The organism is Chitinophaga sp. YR627 (assembly GCF_900114995.1).
Taxonomy (GTDB): Bacteria; Bacteroidota; Bacteroidia; order Chitinophagales; family Chitinophagaceae; genus Chitinophaga.
The window spans coordinates 1,681,177-1,700,254 of the sequence record NZ_FOUX01000001.1 but is presented as its reverse complement, the minus strand read 5'-3'; the positions used below and the strand labels follow the sequence as shown (position 1 = coordinate 1,700,254).

Sequence of the window (19,078 nt, the reverse complement as noted above, 5' to 3'; positions counted from 1 at the left end):
GTCAAACAAACATTCACTACTAAATTATCTGAACATGACACAGGAACTGATCAGCACACCATCTGTTATTAGCCCTGCGGAACTGCTTACCCACTGGCAGGGACACCGTACATTAACCCGTAAAGTCATTGAAGCATTCCCGGAGAAAGACCTGTTTTCCTTTTCTGTTGGCGGTATGCGTCCCTTCGCAGAACTGGCACTGGAGATGATCAGTATGGGCGATCCTGGTATTGATGGGATACTTACCGGTAAATGGTCAACCGATTTTTCTACGTATGAAAACGGGCGTGGTCCGAAGACAAAAGCCGATCTGCTGGCGCTCTGGGATCAACTAACGGAAAAGCTTAATCGTTTATGGCCACAGATACCTGTCGAACGTTTTCATGAGATAGATCTGGCCTTTGGTCAGTGGGAAGGTCCTATTCATTTTATCCTGTTTTACTGGATCGACAATGAGATCCATCACAGGGCACAGGGATATGTATATCTGCGGGCGCTGGGTATCGAGCCGCCTGCTTTCTGGGACAGACAATAAACTTGTCCTGTTCTGACCGTGTTTATGTCTTATTCAACCCTCCTTACAAAGCGGAGATCATGGTAATTTTAATGTATTGTATAACTCTCAAATAAACTGATATGGCTTCATTGAATCCTTACCTGCTTTTCAATGGCACCTGCGAGGAAGCATTTAATCTTTATAAGTCTGTGTTTGGTGGAGAATTCCAGATGATCTCTAAATTTGGCGATATGCCTGGCGAAGGAGTAGATCCACAATATGCCAATCAGATCATGCATGTTGCATTACCTGTGGGGGGTAAAGACATCCTGATGGGCAGTGATTGCGGTCCGGAGAACGGCAATATTCAGATCGGCAGTAACTTTTCTGTTGCGATCTCCACTAGTTCGGAAGAAGAAACCAGGAAGATCTTCGACGGACTGGCAGCCGGAGGTAAAGTTACCATGCCACTGGACAAAACTTTCTGGGCTCCTTTATTTGGTATGGTCACCGACAAATTTGACATCAACTGGATGGTGAGTTTTGACGTACAACCCCAGTAGACCTTTCCTGATCACAGGTAAAAGCCTTAAAGTTCAATGAAGAACTTTAAGGCTTTTTTTATTGGGTTTCTCACAGGCAGGGTTAATTATTTCAGTACACCGGCAGGCACTTTACCGTCGGCCGTGTTGAATTGTAATCCAAGCAGTTTTGCGATCAGCGGTGCTACATCCGTCAGGTCCATTTCCTTCAGGTTATTTCCTTTGGCAATACCAGGACCATATGCTACAAAGCCGGTCTGTATTTCATGGAAATCAGGATAGTAGCCATGTGTTCCACCTTTTGCTTCTTTCAGTACGGCACCTTTTACAGCGCCACCGATGGTCACACCCTTAACAGCTGCCAGTGCAAGTACGGCATTCGGATCTGCACCGATCGCATCCAGCTGTTTGCGGTCGATCACCCTGAATAACTGTTGCTGATCGGCTGGCAGATGCGCAAGTATTCCTTTTACTTTTTCCAGTGATTGTTTGTCGTTCTTATCTTTCAGATGCAGGAATGCAGAACCGCCGGAAGCATGGAAACGGGCTTTCCAGTCTGCCTTATCGATATCTTTGATCAGTCCTGCTTCTGCCAGCAATACGTTTGGAGAAAATGACTGTTTGATATCTACAAATCCATGATCGCCTGTGACGATAACAGCTGTACTATCATCAATACCTGCTCTGATCAGCGCTTCCAGAATGGTACCGATCGCTCTGTCTGCACCGGCTACCGCTTTTCTTACCAGCAGGCCATCCCGGCCCTGCTTATGCTCATAGTGGTCAGCACAGGCGAGGTGTAAGGTGGTAAATGCAGGCTTGTATTTAGTGATGATATAAGCACCCATTCTGGCTACGTTTTCATCCATCACCAGTTCTTCGCGTACCATGGTGAAGTCCTCAGGACCGAGCTTTCCGGTAGCATTATCCTGTATTTCCTGCCACAGTGACGCAGGTGTTGTCGCAGCAGCAGTCGCTACTCTCCTGTCCGGATTTTTACCCAAAGGCCATACATCAGGGATGTTATAATCTACCGGTGCTCCTACAGATACCGGCCAGATCACGTTGGCGTTGGTCTTACCAGCAGCATGCACCGCGTCATAGAGTGTTGGCACCTTGATCGCGTTATAATACCAGTACCATTTACCGCTGGCTTTTCCTTCTTCAAAAGGCGCATTGTAATAGACACCGTGTTTAGCTGGTTTTACCCCTGTAATAATAGTGGTATGGTCCGGATAGGTAACGCTTGGGAATACACAGTTCACACCATCTGCGGCTACCCCGCTGTCCTTCATCATACGGAGGTTGTTCATCCCCCAGGAAGCATCCTGGTAGAAGTCAGGACGGAAGCCGTCAATAGTGATCAGTACTACGTGGTTTACCTTTTGTGCGGCGGCTGACAATGTTAACAGCAGTCCGCCTGCGATTGCATAGAAACGCTTCATTTCGCTGTCGTTGTTTTATAAGAGAACCGCAAAATGAAGTGTGTACCGTCAGCGTGGAAGGTTAAGAAATTGTTATGTGTTGATGCGCTGGCAGATCAGTGGCGGCACATTATAATTGATCTTTTTATAACTCAATTACCAGCACCTTGTTGTAGCTGTCATTATCTTCCAGCAGGATCAGATGACCATCCTGCATGGCCGTATCACGCTGAAAGCTCTTTGTATGCGAATAACTATCGATGAGCGTACCGGTGTTTTTGTCCAGTTTAAACAATTTTCCCAATTGCGGTATAGTCAGATAGAGAAAGGCGTTTAATACAGCTATTTTAACCTCATAGAATCCTGCCGGTACCGGTTCATCAAAAACAGTGGTTGACAGATCCTTTTCCAGTACTAACGTACCATTTCTGCCATCCAGCACAGTAAGCCAGGGAACATTGACCTTTGTATTCCTGTCAAATGCGGTTCTTGTTATATAAATGAGATCATCTTCGTCCGGCACTACGCTGTAAGGCCTGGGCATTTCAACCTGGTATTCCCATTTCTTTTCACCGGTAACAGCATCCAGGGCAAACAATACACATCCCGGATAACAAAACACAAAGAGATTGGAAACAGGCAGATAGTTAACGATGGTGGCCCGGCGTTCATTACTGACAATACCCCCTGTCAGCACATCGTCAATTTTAACGGACCACAGGCGTTGGCCATCTCTGGAATAGCGATAAATAAAGAGATCTTCTTTGCGCGTATGCTCAGTTAACAGGATCTTATCGTTATCGCCGTATGTACACCAGATCAGGTTATCAAAATCTAACTGCAGGCAATCTTTATTGGCAATCGCATCATATATCACAAAGGAGTTTCCTGTATGATTCAGTCGTATCCCATTGTATTCGTTTCCACCTAAGGCAGTCCCATATAAAACAATATCAGCAGCGTGAGGTTCTGACCATATGCCTGTAGCTGTATCAAACAGTGTGATTTGATTTACGGAAGGTTTACGGTGCAGCAATGACTCCGAACGCTGGAAAATCATTATTCCATCATCCGTTGTGCCGGAATGGTAAAGCTCCCTGTTTTCCGGAAATAATCTGTTGATGGAAAGATTGCTGATAGCTGCAGACCAACGGACGCCATCATCCTCCATAATAGTAGTATAAAGTCTTCCCCGAAAATCACGGAGGATGTGAACGTGTTCGGGAAGGGTTTTCAGTAATTTCATAGTATAGTTATCTGCTGCAAATATAGGCACATATGTTATTCTCTCCTATCAGGTAAGCGGCTGACTTTCACAGTTCGTTAACAAGGTATTAACGAATTACTCGGAAATTAATATTAAACTAGCGGAAGCAAGACAACCACGTACTAAGTGTCAACAAGATAATCCCTTTACTAATACCCGAGATTGCACAAAATGATAGATGGATTTTTTAGGGAGGAATGGACAAATTACCTCAGATCTTATGGTTTTCCGGACAACCCGAAAGAGAACTTTTACGAGATAGCCAATAAAACGGTCTCCCTGCTCCATAAGGATGAGATTACGCTTTTAAACAAGGCTTTATTACATCAGAAGGTATATACCGGCATAGCGCCCGTAAGGGTCATCCCCTACGAATATGACTGCTTATTTGAAGGTACACTCAACCTCCTGCTGACGGATCGTTATGACGAACAGCAACTGGCCACCGTGTACAAACAGGTAATCGGTTATCACCGGGAACGGCAGCAGCTTGCCGGTACAGGCGCGGCTGCTGTATCACCTGTTCCTGCCTATAACGGTATTGACGTGATCGATATCAGCCAGGAAGGCAGCACGATCGATTATAGTGAAGCACCTGCGCCAGCTGTTACTGCTGATACCACTCCGGCTACGGATAATACGCCCAGCTATTATGATGAGAACGCCAAACTGGGGCATCGGTTCAAAGAGAAACTATATCTCAATGTGCGGGAGGCTGACTGGCTGAATAAGTTCTGGAACCCGGATAATATCTTCCTGTCGGTAGAAGGCTGTTGTATTGCCGTTATTCGCTTATACCTGGCCTGTATCAAGGCCGTTGATAAAGAATATAAACAAAAAGATAGCTCCTTTGAAACCTGTATCAGCGAACTGACTGATAACGCTATGCAGGTACTCTATCCGGGTAAATCAAAGAACGATGCGGTATATTACCGGGAAAGACTGGAGAGCGATATTTACCTCACTATTTTTAAACGGGCGGAAAACGCTGTACGGGAGAAATACCGTCAGAAAAGAAAGCTGAATGAGGATTTCCCTTATGATAAATACAGTGCTGCTTTTGAAGATCAGATAGGCAGGTTCGTCTCTGAGGCAGTTGTCAGCAGAGAAAAGGCCATCCCTCCTGCTGACAGAGTCACTGAAATTCAGCTGAATGCCCAGAACAATACCCGGTGGCGTGTATTCTTCGACGAGATCGAACAGAAAGTCAGCAAGGATAATTATGCTGCATGTATCGGCGAAGTAGTACAGCTGGCAGCATTGAATATCAATAATCCACAAAAGGAAAATATCTTCTTTGAAGCCTCCAAACTCTTTGCTTCCTATGACCGCCAGGATGCTGTCAGGTTCTATCTGAAGTACCTGCATGCCGATCTGCGGTCAGAAAAAGCAGACCAGAAACAACTGCCTAAAAACATCCATAAAAGCCTGTTTAAAACGGAACAGGAAAAGCAGTCTTTTGAACTGGTGGCAGGAAATCTGGTGCAGACGCTTAATCTGAAAGCGGCACTGGAAGAAGTACCTGGCATCTTCGCTAAAAAGAGAAGGACCGTACAACTGGACGCCGCTGCCATTGAAGCGGTCATCTCGGCGCATAATGAAACCGTAGAAAGCCTGAATAAGCTCCTACAGGACGATGAGCAGGAGGAAGCGCCGGTCTTACCTCCGGTAGCCTCCATTACACTGCTGCCGCCGGTGGTAGAAATAAAAACGGAAAACGCCATCGCCTTTGCGGATGGGATTGTGCTCAACAACCATCAGGAGGAACTGCTGTCTGTATTCAAAGAAAATGCCTTTTCCCTCCCCGCAGAAAAGGTCGGTCATTTTGCCAAAGAAAGAAAACTCTTCCGCGATCAGCTGATCGAAAGTATCAATAGCAGCTGTTATGAAGTGCTGGACGATCTGCTGATCGAGGAGTACGACGATACGTATACCATCACCGAAAGTTATTTTCAAACCATTACCGTATGATAGAAAACATTAAACCCCGGGAAGCCACCTCCATTATAAACTCGCTGTTAGGCGGCGTTGTGCCTAAAACCGGTGTACAACATATCACCGTAGGCCGTTCAGCAGAAATACAGGCATTTATCAACGCTTTGGAAGACGTGAAGAACGGACATAGCATGGTTAAGTTCTGGATTGGCGATTTTGGCTCCGGTAAGTCATTTATGATGCACCTGCTGAATACCGTAGCCATGAAGCAGAAGTTTGTAGTGGCCAACGCTGATTTTACGCCGCAGAACCGCATATATGCCAATGATGGTAAGTCCCTGGCGCTATATACCGCCATCATCGATAACCTGGCGATACAAACCAAACCGGAAGGTGGCGCATTGTCTACCCTGATGGAAAAATGGATCGAACAGATCATTACCAAAGCAGCGCAGGAAAATAATATCTCTATCGAAGAGATCAGAAATGAGCAGTATGAAAAACTGATCCAGGACTATATTATGCGCACGGTGAACGAATTAACCGATGTAGGGGGCTTTGATTTCGGTCTGGTGATCATGAAATATTACCAGGGCTATATCAAGGATGACGAATTACTCCGCAAGAATGCCCTCCGCTGGCTGAAAGGAGAATATCATACAAAAACGGAAGCCAGACAGGACCTGGGTGTAAGAGATATCATCGGTGATGATAATTTCTATGATATGCTGAAGAACTTCTGTAAACTATTTGTCAGCATCGGCTATAGTGGTTTTATGATCAACCTGGATGAAGCGATCAATCTCTATAAGATCCCTACTGCCGCCATGCGGGAGAAAAACTATGAGAAGATCCTGAGTATCTATAATGACTGTTTCCAGGGGAAGGTCAGCAACCTGTTCTTCAACTTCGCAGGCACCCGTGAGTTCCTGGAAAATGAAAGAAGAGGCTTGTTTAGTTACCAGGCGTTGAAATCACGACTGGAGACAAACAAGTTTGAATCACAGGAAATCAGGGACTTCGCACAACCTGTGATCCGGCTGATGCCATTGAATGCAACAGAGATCTTTGTATTGCTGCAAAAGCTGAAACAGGTGTTTGACATCAATTACAAAACCAATGTAGACATTACCAGCGAAGACATACAGCTGTTCATGGAGGAATTGTTCAACAGACCAGGCGCCAGTGAGTTCCTGACGCCAAGGGAAGTGATCAGGGATTTCCTGAATATTATGAGCATCCTCCGGCAAAACCCTGGTTTTGACAAAGCAAAACTCTTTGCTGATATCGAGGTAAAAGACGAAAGACCCGTAGAGGAAGACGTTGAAAATATCAAGGAAATATGAGTGAATTTGCCCTGCTCTCAGAACCGATACGCCGGTATATCAATGACAAAAGATGGGAGTCTTTCCGGCCGATCCAGTCCGCCGCTATCAAGCGGATCATGGGTACGGAAGACAATTATATACTCGTCTCCAGAACCGCTTCCGGCAAAACCGAAGCGGCCTTTCTACCGATCCTTTCCAAAGTTGACTTTAAAGAGCCGGGCGTACAGGTATTGTACGTCTCCCCGCTGATCGCACTGATCAACGATCAGTTTTTGCGTGTAGAAGACCTCTGCCGCTATATCGACGTCACTATCACCAGGTGGCACGGAGAGGCCAATCAGGCAGCCAAAAAGAAACTGTTAAAGCAACCGGAAGGCGTATTACTGATCACGCCTGAGTCAATTGAGGCTCTTTTTACCAATCATCCGGAACATGCCAAAGCGCTGTTCTCCCGGTTGAAGTTCATCGTCATAGATGAGATTCATACCTTCCTGGGCAGCGACAGAGGCATGCACCTGCGTTCCCTGCTTTCCAGGATCAATGATCTGGCAGCTGAAAAGAAGCCCCGTATTGTTGGTCTTTCTGCGACGGTAGGCGACTATGAGGAACCGAAGCGTTTTACCGGTGATCCTGCCAATACAAAGGTCCTTATCGATCCTACAGCGAAAGGTATCAATGCCCGTTTCAAATACATCGAACAGGACGCTGAATATACGTCTGCGTTTATTGAAGAGTTGTATAATCAGGTAAAGGACAGTAAAGTACTCATCTTCCCAAATACCCGCGGGAATGCAGAGGAAATAGCCGTGAAACTCAAACGCATGTCCGAACGGAAGAAAGGACACCCTTATTTCTTTTCACACCACTCAGCCGTCGACAAAGAGCTAAGGGAATATGTGGAAGAATTTGCAAAAACCAACAAACGCAACAACTTTTGTATTGCCTGTACCTCCACGCTGGAGCTGGGTATCGATATTGGTACCGTGGAAACCGTGATACAAATAGACGCCACACATTCCATCGCATCTCTCATCCAGCGGGTAGGCCGTAGTGGCAGAAGAGAGGGCTTTGAAAGTCAGCTGTTATTATATGCCACAGAACACTGGTCCACCCTGCAATCTTTTGCCTGCTGGGAGTTGTTCAAAGAACAGTTTGTCGAGCCGGTCTATAGTCCGGAAAAGCCATATGACCTGTTGTTTCATCAGACATTATCCATCCTGAAAGAAACAAACGGTTTGTCCAGACAGATACTGTTGCAAAAGCTGCAGAACAATCCTGTATTCAGCCGGTTTACTACCTCTGAGGTGGATTTCCTGCTGGACTACATGATTAAGTCGGAATACATAGAGGACCTTCGCAGGGAATTGATTGTGGGAGTTGAAGGAGAAAAACTTACGACTTCCCGGGACTTTTATTCCATGTTTATGTCTGCTGTGATGCTGAAAGTGATTCATGCAGGCGTCACTATCGGAGAACTGGAATTAACGCCATGGCTGGCCGTAAATGACAATGTACTGTTAGCCGCTAAGATCTGGAAAATTGCAGATATTGACATGAAGGCGAAGAAGGTATTTGTCATACCTACGAATGACGGCAAGAAACCGGCATTTACCAGCGGCAGCGGAGATGTACATCCCCGTATCAGGCAGAAAATGATGGAATTACTGAATACCGAATTAAACAAGGATGAGGCGGACGATAGCGCGATTGACAGTGTTAATGAGATCAGGCTGTTATTCAAAGACTTCAGACTGGACCATCTATCTACCGTACGACCGGCTATAATAAGGCATAAGGAGATTGATATCTACACCTTCACGGGGACAAGGATCAATAAAACCTTGTTCTTTCTTACCAGGACGCTGCATCTTGAAGCTAACCTGGATGACAAACAGAGTAAGATCATATTGACAGCTACCGCTGTTAATATGTCTGAACTGGTGGAGAATATGCGTCATCAGTTAATCCATATAAAACAGCATGTAAGATCGTTGCTTGAAGACATGCCTGACGCCTTTCCTTTAAGCAAATGGGGCGTTTATCTGCCTGTTGAATTAAAGGTGGAATATGTATTGCATACCAGCTTTGATATACCCGGTACTACTGCTTTCCTGGAGGGACTGCAACTGGTTACACCTATTCCGGCGGACGCGGTTATCAAAGAATAAATAACCGAAAGGGGCTGTCCATTATAATGAACAGCCCCTTTTTATAACTTGAAAAAGATCCCTTTCTTATACAACCAGTAGCACAACCCCCACTCCAGTCCCCAGGTGACAAATGCCGCCGCAATATGCCAGGGAATAAAGATCGCTACAACTCCATTGACCCATTGCGCACCTACCGTTTCAAAAAAGACATAGATAAAAATGGCATTCATGCCAACCACTACGGGGATCCAGGTATAACGCTGGTGATCTTTTATGTCAATCCACCAGTATAAAAACGCCAGTATCAGCAATACCCAGCCTGCAGATGCCATTACAAAGCCTGCGGTACTGATCCTTTTGATAATGGGCGAAATACCAGTTAAGTCCACTCCAAAGCCTAAAACGAGCAATATGGCGCCCGCTATCGCCAATATGGTGATCTTACGGCTGCTATCCATGGCTGAGGACAATAATTTACCTGCCGTTACGCCCCATATGGTATGTGCTGCTGTCGGAATGATATTGATCGCTACCCAGCCATCCTGATTGATCTTGCCCATCAGCAGGGTATCCATATAAGCCCCGAAATTGTGATATTCCACAAAGGGCTGGTCAAAGCCAGGTACCAGGATCGTCCGGTATAATATGTCATTGAGTAATATCAGCAGGAAACCTGTAGCGATCTGAAAAGTATAAGACCGTCCGATGACCAGATACGCGATGATACCCGTCACGGATAACTGTGTCAGCACATTCCAGAGCTCCCATACCAGCTTACCTGCATAGACACAATGTAAGCCCGTTCCCAGCAGAAAGAGTTTCAGACTACGGATGAGGATGTGTTTGAAGTTCTGCGACCAGGAAATGCCTTTGCTCAGTTTACGCTGATACGAAATATACATCGCAGTACCCGCCATCAGCATAAACGCCGGCTGTACCAGATCCCAGAAGCGCAGGCCATGCCAGGGATGATGAAAGAACTGTGTGATAAAAGCGTTGTCATTCCATTCGTGGAGCGATTCATACACCCGGCAGCTCTCTCCCGCCAGTAATATCATGATCAGTCCACGCATGACATCCAGCGATAATAAACGACCGGAATTACCCATGAAAAATTAGGAATTATGAATTAAGAATTAAGAATTGCAGGACCATGTCCATCCCTGGTATCTATAGATATCCGCAAAAAATCCCATGCCAGAGATTCTTTGCGGACATACCCATGCTACACTATTCTGCATTCTATAGGTACACTCACATATTACTCAAAATTGATCAATACAGAAGTGCCACCGTCTGGTATATTACCCAGGGTAGCTGACCAGTCCCCTTTTGTGGCCTGAATACCGATGCGCAGGGCCGTCGTAGCTGCCAGCCCTTTCAGTTTTGCGCGGGACAGGCGTAATTCAAACTTCAGCACATTTCCTTCCTGCTGTGTGGTGCCGACAGTCACGAACTCTGTCACACCGGAGGCATCAAACGTAAAAGCGTTCTGATCTCCCTTATGATAGAAAGCATCAAACCAGTCATCCAATACAGCACCCTCCAGCAACACATCATAACCTCCGCCGGAGAATGTGCCTAACAGCAGACCTGTACCCGGGTTGTTATCCGTATCCATATAGAAGTCATAGATATCTTTATTGTCCGCTTTGGAATTCACTTCAAGATAGACGTATACATAAGACGCATCATAATCGAATTTAGCCTTCCTGAAATAGGTTTCTCCTGCACCGGAGGTAAACTGGTAGTCCGTCACCTCATCCCAGTCAGACAGGGTATTGTCATTCATTTTCACAGAGGAAGACTTTGCAATATAGACAACGGTTGATCCTTCCGTTACCTTGCCTTCTTTTGTCGTGGCATACAGGGTTGGTACGTATTTTCCCTTACCGGGATAGGTATGCACCGGACTTTCCTCTTCGGAGCTTGTACCATCGCCAAAATCCCATTTGTAGGATACAGCACCGGATGTTTTATTGTTGAATGTGACGTCATTCCCGTTAATACTGATTTCGTAGAACAGGTCAGCATCTGGTGTTACTTTGTCATCGTCACCGCATCCACTGAGTAATGCGACTGTTATAATGCTTAAAAAGAGATATCTGAGTTGCATAATGATCAGGCATTTAAAGATGAATTAAGGATTCTGTGAACACAGTTTATTGGTCTGTATCTCATCGATGGGAATGTAGTAGATCACCCGTTTGTTATTTGGGTTAATGACCATATTCTCATAGCCCGCAGGACGCTTACTGAGGTCTATATCCGACTCTTTCAGTCCTGGCAGGTGGTATCCCCAATAGGTCCTGTTCATAGCCTGTTTATTACGATAAACGTCATAAACCCGGTGTCCTTCGAAAGCCAGTTCAATCCTTCTTTCTTTTAGTACGGTTTCGAGAACGGTCTTACCGGCAGGCACTTTTCCGCCATATAAGGCATTCTGTAAACCCCTGTTTTTCCGGATCAGGTCCACGTCATCTAAAGCACCGGTCGCATTCCCGGCCTTCGCTCTGGCTTCTGCCCTGTTCAGGTACATCTCTGCTAAACGGAACATGATGGGGGAACTCAGCGTCGGACTACCTGCCTGTCCGGAGAACTTCATAATGTAGTAAGTCTCAATGCCATTCTTTTTCTGCAGATTACCACTACCATCCTTTAAAGGAAGAATATAAGCCCAGCGGGCGTCTTCCGGATAAGCAGCCATGGTATCGCGCAGCGATTGCGAAGCAAATTCCTCTCCCCAGCCCGAGTTACCGTCAGAATAGATCATAGAGGCAATAGAACCTGCTTTTCCATAATCATCCACCGTTGTAAAGGCTACGCAGAAGATCGTCTCTTTACTACCCGTCGCATTAGCAAACATGGTCTTAAAACCTGTCGTATCTGTCAGCCCAAACCTACCTGAATTAATGACTTTATCGCTATAATAGATCGTGCTGTCATTCACGCCTTTATATAAATACGCCCTTGACAGCAAAGCCCAGGCAGCTTCCTGTGAAGCGTACTGTACACCACGTTGTTGCTGCATGAGGGAAGCCCCTTTTTCCGCATCTCCAATCACAGATGCGTAGACTTCAGCTACGGTAGACCGGGCTTGGGTAGAAGGATCACTGGTAGAAGTACGTAGTATCACACCGTCAGCAGCCGGATTTTCTGTATAAGGACGGGCATATAGTTTTACCAGGTTAAAATGGCAGAAAGCCCGCATAAAGTAACATTCTCCCAGCAGCTGTTTAATTGTGGCGTCCGGATTCTGGACAGCTTCTGCCGCCTCGATCACTGTATTGACATCATTGATGATCTTATAGGAGATGTACCAGAAATAACGGCTGTTCGTCTGCGTAGGCGTATGATTCAACGAAAAGCTGTAATACAGCGGATCCGTTGTGGTTTGCGCGCAGACAATATCATCGCTGGCGAAATCGCTCATCTGAAAATACTGGCGCAGGTACATATTATTCAGATCGGTAGTGCCATTAAACTCCACATGATCTTTAAATAAAGCATAGGCGCCGTTTAATGCCTGTTTCAATCCCTGCGCAGTTTGTGTCAGCGTACCGGTAGTCAGTGAATCGCTTGGATTCACGTCTTTCAGACAACTGCCAAACAGCAGCGGAAAAGCAAATATGAGTAAAAGAGATCTGGTTGTCATGAGCTGTAAGTTTACTAGAACCTGATGTTGATATTGAACAGAAACTGGCGGTTATTCGGATACTTAAAATCCGATACACCAGGCATTACATAACTGCCGGAGGTGATCGTTGTGGCAGGGTCCTGTCCGAGGAACTTAGTGAATGTGTATACGTTATCTGCAGTCAGCGACAGTGTTACTCCATCCATATGCCAGCGGCTCATCCAGGCTTTTGGCAACCTATAGGACAACGCGATATTTCTGATGGCCAGGAAGTCGCCGTCTTTCAGGTAACGGGTAGAGGTTTCTGTGGAATTGGCCGCATTCTGCGGACTTGGCTCTGTGGCATCATCACCCGGATGCGTCCAGATCTTGTAACCCGAAGGCAGGTTGATCTGGTTGTAATAGGGCTCATTGCCGTCATTCATCACAAAACGCAGACTATTGCTGAATACCTTGTTGCCTGTCAGGTAATAGGCATTGACGCTCAGAGAGAGGTTTTTGTAGGTCCATTGTGTGGTAAAACCTCCCTGCAGCTTCGGCAGAGCAGAACCTACTTCCTGATAGGTGGCACTGGCGTAGTCTGATGTGGCAGACCTGGAGATCTCCTTACCGTTGGCATCCCTGTTGATCACTTCCCATTGTGGCGCGCCTGTTTCCTTATCTACGCCTAACCATTTCGGCATGTAGAATTCATACAGATTACCATCATTGCGATAGATCTGGGAGATGCTCCAGGTAGGTTGTGTACGGGTAATATCGCTGGGTAATTCCTTCAGTTTGTTGGTGTTATAGTTGATATTGAAATCAGTGGTCCACTCAAAATCTGCTGTCTTGATATTGACAGTATTGATGCCCAGTTCTATCCCATTATTGATCACCTTACCTACATTCTCCCAGCGTTGTTCAAAGCCTACGGAGAGGGGTTGCGGTACCTGTAAGAGCAGATTGTCTGTCACATTATTATAAGCGTCGATTGTCAGGTTGATCCGGTTAAATAAACCAATATCCAGTCCGGCGTTCAACTGTTTTTTACTCTCCCAGGTCAGGTTCGGACTTGGCAACTGAGAAGGCGTTGCTGCTGTTCCGCCGTTATACTGACTGCTTAATGCATACAATCCGAGGTAACGGGAAGAACCTATATCCTGTGTACCGGTTACCCCGTAACTGGCACGTACCTTCAGATTGCTGAACAGTTTACTGTGCAGCAGGAAATCCTCATGACTGATCTGCCAGGCAGCAGATACTGCGGGAAAAGAACCATAGCGGTTACTGGCCGGGAAAGCGGTTGATCCATCTACACGGTAAGAACCGGTCAGGAAGTATTTGTCCTTATAACCATAACTTACCTGTGAGATAAAGGACTGGATGATCGCCTGGTCATAGGAGCCGGTTACCAGCTGGTTGTTGGACACTACATTCAGCACGGACAATCCCTCCGGCAATCCCTTACCGGAAGCGCCCAGGATCTCCGTTTTGCTGTTTTCAATAGCAATACCTGCCAGACCACTGATGGTATGATCTCCTTTGTGGAAATTGAATTTCAGCAGGTCGTTGGAGATCACCCCATAGGATAAGGTACTGAGTTCATTCAGGTAACCGGTGCTGTTATACAAACCGGCGACTACCGGAGAGTAGTAGTCTGATCCTTTATTATAGCTGACAGCTGCCCGGTTACTACTGGAGAAAGACAACCAGTCGGTGATATTGATATTGAGTCCGAGATCGTAGTTGACGTCGAAGTTCTTATAAGGGTGATTGGAGTTTTTGATGGTATGGATCGGATTTACCTTATCCCTGGACCACCATTTGAAGCCCACGTTGCCATCTACATATACCGGATTACGGTTGGCGTCGTAGGGATTGTCCCAGGGCATGTTCAGATAAGCGTAGTAAACATCCTCATAGTTGTAGCTATTACCGGTAGAACCGCTGATATTGATATTATTGGTAACACTCACATGTTTAGAGAAATGGTAGGTAGAATTACCACGCAGGTTGATACGCTGGAAGCCGGTATTCATGAAAGTACCTCTTTCATTGTAGTACGACAGCCCCGTGTAGTATTCGCTCTTTTCGGAAGTACCACTGGCAGCAATATAGACGTTTTCTACGGGAGCAGTCCCAAACATGGTGGTCAGCCAGTTATAGTTCTGCTGTTGCAGTGTCTTTGGTCTTTCCGCATAGAATTTCAGGATGTCTACTTTATAGGAGTTATTATCGGTACCGGGGATATAGTCACGGTAAAACTCTTTATGGCGATCGTACAGTTCACTGCCATTCATCATTTCCATCTTGCCGAAATCCGGTTTGCGGAAGCCGGTAGTGACCTTTGCCTCAAAACGCGTCTTCCCCAGTTTTGCCTTTTTAGTAGTGATGATGATAACACCCGCATTTGCCTGAGAACCATACATTGCGGTGGCGCCGGCATCTTTTAGTACCGTAATGCTTTCTACGTCATTCGGATCATAATTACCACCGATAATACCATCTACCACAAAGAGTGGCGTCTGGGAGGCATTTACGGAAGATACACCACGCAGTCGCAGTTCGGCAGCTGTACCCGGCACACCGGAACTGTTCACCACCTGGAGACCAGCCACCTTACCCTGTAACATGCTACCCACGTCGTTGGTGGTGACGTCTTTCAGTTTTTCAGCTGACACCACGCTTACGGCGCTGGTCAGTTCACTTTTCTTTTTATCGCTATAGCCGACTACAATGACCTCATTGAAGTTGCGGGTATCTTCTTCGAGCTGTAAGGTCACCTGTTCAGTTGCAGCAACTTCCCTGGTAGTAAACCCTATGTTACTGATGATCAGGATGTCCTGTTTGCGTACACCAGTCAGGGTAAATTGCCCTTCTCCGTTGGTCTGTGTACCTTTCCGGGTGCCTTTGACCAATATGGTCGCACCAGGTAATGGACCACCTGCGGCAGCGCTGACAGTTCCCCTAACGGTAATGGTCGTATCTGCCTGCGGGGAGGCGCCGGGCAACAACGGGATGATTTTCTTGATAACAAAGTTTTTTCCTTCGAGTGTGTAGAGGACCTGTTGGTTGCGAAGGCAGAGGTCCAGCACTTCGCGTACGGAGGCATCTTTCACATGGAAAGTGACAGGGGCCGTATTGGCCAGTACATTTTCAGAGTATACGATGGATACGCCTGTCTGTGTGATAATTTCGGTAAACACATCACGGAGCGGCATATTCCTGGCCGTCAGCGTCACTTTCTGGGAATATCCTGCGGCGCTCACCTGTAGGATGATCACCAGTAGCAGGAATGTGGTCAGTTTCATAACCAGGCAAATTTTGGTTGATAGCCCGCGCAGTGTGCGGGCCTGTACATAACAGTCGAATTGCATACTTTTGCAGTGTTTGGTAGTACTTAAATGGTCTTTACAGCGATTATTGAGGATGCCAGATAACTGACCGGGGATGTTGCGAGCATCTCCGGTTTTATCAACGCATCTTCCTGGTTGATACTAATTATGGTAATACAATTACTTTTCTACCTTCAATCCTGAAATGATTAAAGCCATTCCCTTCCAGCAGGGCCAGTACGTCTGCCAGCTGCAGGTCCCTTCCTATACCGCCTCCGTATAATTCCGCTCCGGGGCTGGCTGTATAAACGATGTCTACATCGTACCAGCGGGCTACTTCTCTTAAGATGGCGGGTAAAGCCATGTCATTGAAAACAAACATGCCGTTCTTCCACGCGGTTACTTTTCTGATGTCAGCTGTTTTGACTGTCAGCTGATGATCCTGGTTGTCTACTACTGCCTGTTGTCCAGGTCGTAACAATTGTTTTGTGTTGCCTTCCTTCACCAGTACGCTACCGGTGAGCAATGTGGTATTAACTGAATTTTCATCCCCATAGGCCATAATATCGAAGTCTGTGCCCAGTACAAGCACCTCCATGTCACGTACCTTTACTTTAAATGGTTGCTGCGCATTGGCTGCGATCTCAAAGTATCCCTGTCCGTCCAGTTCCACTACACGTTCCTTTCCTGAGAAAGTGGTAGGATAGCGTAACATGGAAGCAGAGTTCAGCCATACTTTGGTACCGTCAGGCAATACGAGCCTGAATTGTCCTCCTCTTGGCGTGGTCAGTTTGTTATAGTGAATATTGCCATCCGTTGGCTGACTGGCATATAAAAGCTGTCCGTTTTGTTGTCTGATCGCCACATTCCCCTGCTGAATCAGCTGTTTCCCTGTACTGTCCAGCGATACTGTAGTACCATCCGCCAGTGTCAGCATGGCTTTATTGCTCGCCGGCAGAATATGCTGCTGAGCAGGCGTTGCTACCACCAGTGGCTGTTTGGCTGTCCGTTTGTGGGGTAGTAACCAGTAGGCAGTACCAGCCAGCAGCAACAGTGATGCTGCAATAGCGATCCTTTTAAAGGGAATGGTCTTCCGTACCGGAACAGCGGGTTTGATCTGCTGGTAGACCGCCTCATAATCAATCTCGGGGGCAGGATGTGCTGTATGCCATACATCCTCCAGCAACTGTTCGAGTCCTTCGGGATCATTACCCTGACCAATAGTAGCAAACAGTTCATCCAGCTCTTCCCGGCTGCATGATTTATCTGCATAACGTGCTAATAAATAAGCAATTCTTTGTTGGTGATCAGGCATATAACTATAAAGACGAACGTGAGAGAATAAAGGACCGTGGTTTTGGACAATTTTTTTCAGAAGTTGCTCAACAGGCATAAAAGCAACAGAAATTCAGCATGTTGTGACAGGAACTGACGGATGAAACGGAGTGTTTCCACCTGTACATTTTTAACCCTGCTTTTGGATAAATGCAGTTTGCCTGCGATGGTGGCATGGTCAAGCCCCTCCTGTCTGCTCAGGCGGAAAATGGTACGTTGCTGCTCGCTGAGCCTGGAAAGGGCCGTATTGATCAATTGCTGGCTTTCCCTGGCATCCAGTTCCAGGTCGAGGGCATCTGCTGTAGCGGTAATGTTAGCCCATACATGGTCCACCAGTTTCTGTTGGCGCGCTATTTTACGGAGATGATCCAGGGTTTTATTCCTGGCAATGATAAAGATATAACCGGAAGGATTGACGATAGCTGGTAATTGCTCCCTGCTGGTCCAGAGTGTGAGGAATGTCTCCTGGAGAATGTCTTCTGCGTCAACCGCGGAATGTGTCAGGTGGAAAACAAACGCAGCCACCTGCCTGCTATGCCGGTCGTATAGCTGCCGGAAGGCGCTTTCGTCGCCTTGCCTCATTTTTTGTAACAGTTCGGTATCGGTATCTGGCTGCATGCGTAAAACCCGCTGTCTCCCTTTAGCTGCTTTAAAATGTTAACTATCTAAAAATACAAAAAAACTATACTTATCCTTCTTATCTTGCATACAGATTTATCTTTATTCAAATACCATATCCCTATGCATGCTGCTGGTACTTTCTATAAGGCCTCAGGATTGATTAAGCCTAAACGACTGTTACTTTCCTTATTTGGTGGTATTTCTCTTTCCGTACTGATCGGCTGGTTGTTTTACTTTCTCACCAACTTTATTTCTTTCATTTATCTGAACTTTATTTTCCTCTTTGGTGTACTCTGCGCCAGTATTGTCGCTTTTACCTTACTGCGGCTTTTCAGTAAAAGCAGGCATCATATCCTGAATGTATCACTGGCAGGACTGTTCTGCTACCTGACATGGTCAGCTCAGTGGACTTTCTATAACCAGCAATGGAATTTCGGATATTCTTTCCTGGAAGGTGTCTTTAATCCTTTTGCAACTTTCGAGATCATCGCAAGACGGATCGTGCAGATCGATACGGATCATGCTAACCAGGCAGCAGGACGTTTTCCTTTTAGCGGTGGACTGGCAGGTTTCTTTTACGTGATAGAGTTTATTGCTTTTATATTTCCGGTTAAGTTCCTGCTGGAGGACAAACAATATTACTGTGAAGGATGCGACCGCTTCTATGATGAGAAAGATGCTTTTGTGACAGAGACAGGCGCATTCTATGCTGTCATGGGTGGAGCGGGAGAAAATCATGTATATAATTTTCTGCCGGAAGTGAGTTACTACAGCAAGCTCGCACCTATCTATGCAAGAACAAGAGAGATCGTTAAGGTGACAATTCATTATTGTCCGAAATGTCTTGATAACAATATTATTTCCGTATCTGCGTTTGAACAACAACCTGATAGTGGTAATCAAAATAAGGCGCCGTTATCCAATGAAATTGAAATAACTCGTGGAATGTATATAGAAAAAGATACAGCGCATTTATTAATTCGTAAATTCGCATAAATTACCATCCCAATAAATTCAAAAAAGGTC

Annotated in this window: 14 protein-coding genes; 6 read left to right on the top strand and 8 right to left on the bottom strand. The window is 46.1% G+C overall.

What is annotated here, in order from left to right; all coding sequences use genetic code 11:
• The first annotated feature begins 34 nt into the window (after positions 1-34).
• The gene (locus BMZ72_RS06310; protein WP_089806320.1) at positions 35-535 is read left to right on the top strand and encodes a DinB family protein; all 501 of its coding nucleotides are present in this window, start codon (positions 35-37) and stop codon (positions 533-535) included.
• Between the two features lie 101 nt (positions 536-636).
• On the top strand, positions 637-1,059 hold the full coding sequence (locus tag BMZ72_RS06305; RefSeq protein ID WP_089806318.1) for a VOC family protein: 423 nt from the start codon (positions 637-639) through the stop codon (positions 1,057-1,059).
• A gap of 86 nt (positions 1,060-1,145) precedes the next feature.
• Here the strand turns inward: BMZ72_RS06305 and BMZ72_RS06300 are convergent, their stop codons facing one another.
• Both BMZ72_RS06300 and BMZ72_RS06295 read right to left on the bottom strand, forming a co-directional pair.
• Positions 1,146-2,483 (bottom strand): alkaline phosphatase family protein, encoded by a 1,338-nt coding sequence (locus BMZ72_RS06300; protein ID WP_089806316.1) that lies wholly within the window; start codon positions 2,481-2,483, stop codon positions 1,146-1,148.
• A gap of 124 nt (positions 2,484-2,607) precedes the next feature.
• A complete protein-coding gene (locus BMZ72_RS06295) occupies positions 2,608-3,708 on the bottom strand; it encodes a PQQ-binding-like beta-propeller repeat protein (protein WP_089806314.1) in 1,101 nt (366 codons plus the stop codon).
• 192 nt (positions 3,709-3,900) lie between these two features.
• Here BMZ72_RS06295 and BMZ72_RS06290 point away from each other — a divergent pair, with 192 nt between their 5' ends.
• The 3 genes from BMZ72_RS06290 to BMZ72_RS06280 are packed head-to-tail and all read left to right on the top strand — an operon-like array spanning position 3,901 to position 9,160.
• Complete coding sequence (locus BMZ72_RS06290) at positions 3,901-5,700, top strand: tellurite resistance TerB C-terminal domain-containing protein (RefSeq protein WP_089806312.1); 1,800 nt, start codon at positions 3,901-3,903, stop codon at positions 5,698-5,700.
• Positions 5,697-7,010, top strand: coding sequence for an ATP-binding protein (locus tag BMZ72_RS06285; RefSeq protein ID WP_089806310.1), 1,314 nt, complete (start codon positions 5,697-5,699; stop codon positions 7,008-7,010). Before BMZ72_RS06290 ends, BMZ72_RS06285 begins: the two co-directional genes overlap by 4 nt.
• On the top strand, positions 7,007-9,160 hold the full coding sequence (locus BMZ72_RS06280) for a DEAD/DEAH box helicase (protein WP_089806308.1): 2,154 nt from the start codon (positions 7,007-7,009) through the stop codon (positions 9,158-9,160). Before BMZ72_RS06285 ends, BMZ72_RS06280 begins: the two co-directional genes overlap by 4 nt.
• A gap of 41 nt (positions 9,161-9,201) precedes the next feature.
• Here BMZ72_RS06280 and BMZ72_RS06275 read toward each other — a convergent pair whose 3' ends face one another.
• The 6 genes from BMZ72_RS06275 to BMZ72_RS06250 form a co-directional block, all read right to left on the bottom strand.
• Positions 9,202-10,251, bottom strand: coding sequence for an acyltransferase family protein (locus BMZ72_RS06275; RefSeq protein WP_089806306.1), 1,050 nt, complete (start codon positions 10,249-10,251; stop codon positions 9,202-9,204).
• A gap of 152 nt (positions 10,252-10,403) precedes the next feature.
• Positions 10,404-11,258, bottom strand: coding sequence for a PKD domain-containing protein (locus BMZ72_RS06270; protein ID WP_089806304.1), 855 nt, complete (start codon positions 11,256-11,258; stop codon positions 10,404-10,406).
• A 24-nt stretch (positions 11,259-11,282) separates the two neighbouring features.
• A complete protein-coding gene (locus tag BMZ72_RS06265; RefSeq protein WP_089806302.1) occupies positions 11,283-12,797 on the bottom strand; it encodes a RagB/SusD family nutrient uptake outer membrane protein in 1,515 nt (504 codons plus the stop codon).
• A gap of 14 nt (positions 12,798-12,811) precedes the next feature.
• Positions 12,812-16,072 (bottom strand): SusC/RagA family TonB-linked outer membrane protein, encoded by a 3,261-nt coding sequence (locus tag BMZ72_RS06260; RefSeq protein WP_089807278.1) that lies wholly within the window; start codon positions 16,070-16,072, stop codon positions 12,812-12,814.
• Positions 16,073-16,262: 190 nt separating this feature from the next.
• The gene (locus BMZ72_RS06255; protein WP_177222692.1) at positions 16,263-17,411 is read right to left on the bottom strand and encodes a FecR family protein; all 1,149 of its coding nucleotides are present in this window, start codon (positions 17,409-17,411) and stop codon (positions 16,263-16,265) included.
• A 56-nt stretch (positions 17,412-17,467) separates the two neighbouring features.
• Positions 17,468-18,013 (bottom strand): RNA polymerase sigma factor, encoded by a 546-nt coding sequence (locus tag BMZ72_RS06250; RefSeq protein ID WP_177222691.1) that lies wholly within the window; start codon positions 18,011-18,013, stop codon positions 17,468-17,470.
• Positions 18,014-18,133: 120 nt separating this feature from the next.
• Here BMZ72_RS06250 and BMZ72_RS06245 point away from each other — a divergent pair, with 120 nt between their 5' ends.
• Positions 18,134-19,048, top strand: a complete 915-nt coding sequence (locus BMZ72_RS06245; protein ID WP_143087623.1) for a hypothetical protein — start codon at positions 18,134-18,136, stop codon at positions 19,046-19,048.
• Positions 19,049-19,078 lie beyond the last annotated feature (30 nt).

Excerpts from the sequence above, each read along its gene's own strand:
- BMZ72_RS06260 (WP_089807278.1), bottom strand. The coding sequence starts at position 16,072 with ATGAAACTGACCACATTCCTGCTACTGGTGATCATCCTACAGGTGAGC.
- BMZ72_RS06295 (WP_089806314.1), bottom strand. The coding sequence starts at position 3,708 with ATGAAATTACTGAAAACCCTTCCCGAACACGTTCACATCCTCCGTGAT.
- BMZ72_RS06305 (WP_089806318.1), top strand. The coding sequence starts at position 637 with ATGGCTTCATTGAATCCTTACCTGCTTTTCAATGGCACCTGCGAGGAA.
- BMZ72_RS06250 (WP_177222691.1), bottom strand. The coding sequence starts at position 18,013 with ATGAGGCAAGGCGACGAAAGCGCCTTCCGGCAGCTATACGACCGGCAT.
- BMZ72_RS06310 (WP_089806320.1), top strand. The coding sequence starts at position 35 with ATGACACAGGAACTGATCAGCACACCATCTGTTATTAGCCCTGCGGAA.
- BMZ72_RS06280 (WP_089806308.1), top strand. The coding sequence starts at position 7,007 with ATGAGTGAATTTGCCCTGCTCTCAGAACCGATACGCCGGTATATCAAT.
- BMZ72_RS06270 (WP_089806304.1), bottom strand. The coding sequence starts at position 11,258 with ATGCAACTCAGATATCTCTTTTTAAGCATTATAACAGTCGCATTACTC.
- BMZ72_RS06300 (WP_089806316.1), bottom strand. The coding sequence starts at position 2,483 with ATGAAGCGTTTCTATGCAATCGCAGGCGGACTGCTGTTAACATTGTCA.
- BMZ72_RS06290 (WP_089806312.1), top strand. The coding sequence starts at position 3,901 with ATGATAGATGGATTTTTTAGGGAGGAATGGACAAATTACCTCAGATCT.
- BMZ72_RS06255 (WP_177222692.1), bottom strand. The coding sequence starts at position 17,411 with ATGCCTGATCACCAACAAAGAATTGCTTATTTATTAGCACGTTATGCA.
- BMZ72_RS06285 (WP_089806310.1), top strand. The coding sequence starts at position 5,697 with ATGATAGAAAACATTAAACCCCGGGAAGCCACCTCCATTATAAACTCG.
- BMZ72_RS06275 (WP_089806306.1), bottom strand. The coding sequence starts at position 10,251 with ATGGGTAATTCCGGTCGTTTATTATCGCTGGATGTCATGCGTGGACTG.
- BMZ72_RS06265 (WP_089806302.1), bottom strand. The coding sequence starts at position 12,797 with ATGACAACCAGATCTCTTTTACTCATATTTGCTTTTCCGCTGCTGTTT.